The organism is Arthrobacter sp. SW1, assembly GCF_001766675.1.
GTDB lineage: Bacteria > Actinomycetota > Actinomycetes > Actinomycetales > Micrococcaceae > Arthrobacter.
Genome location: NZ_MJLT01000057.1, coordinates 1 through 629 on the forward strand (window position 1 = coordinate 1; position 629 = coordinate 629).

1 protein-coding gene is annotated in these 629 nt (G+C 65.2%); it reads left to right on the forward strand.

Annotated elements, in window-relative coordinates:
* Window positions 1-629: acyl-CoA reductase (locus tag BIU82_RS16940; RefSeq protein WP_216099042.1), on the forward strand; the 629-nt coding region annotated here is incomplete at both ends.

Genomic DNA, 629 nt, shown 5'->3' on the forward strand with positions numbered 1-629 from the left:
GTCGATGTGCTGTTCGCCTATGCCTGGCTGATGTCCGTGCTGGCCGGCAATCGCAACGTAGCCCGCCTGTCGCAGAAGCACAGTCCCCAACGCGAGGCACTGGTCTCGATCCTGCACGCCATGCGCGAGGAAGGGCTGCATGCCGACGTCCTGCAGCGAAGCGTGCTGCTGACCTATCCGCATGATGACGCGGTGACTACGTTGATCTCCCGCAGCTGCCATGCGCGGATCATCTGGGGCGGCGACGCAACGGTCGCCAAGATCCGTTCCTTGCCGCTGGCGCCGCTGGCTGTTGAACTCGCCTTCCCGGATCGATTCGGTGTGGCAGCCATCGATGCCGCGCATGTACTGCAGAGCAGCGACGCAGACCTGCAGCAGCTTGCCCACCGGTTCGTTAACGATGTTCTCTGGTTCGGCCAGCAGGCGTGCTCTTCACCCCGCACCCTGTACTGGGTTGGCGCGCAGGAAACAGTGGAGGCCGCGCGTGCACGGTTCTGGCCTGCGGTACGCTCGCAATCCGGCGCCGTCGCAGATGAGCCCGCCGCGATGATGGCCCGGGTGACCGATGCCCACCTGATGGCCGCACTCTCCTCCGATGGCCTGCATTCGGGCACGTCACTGGGCACCTA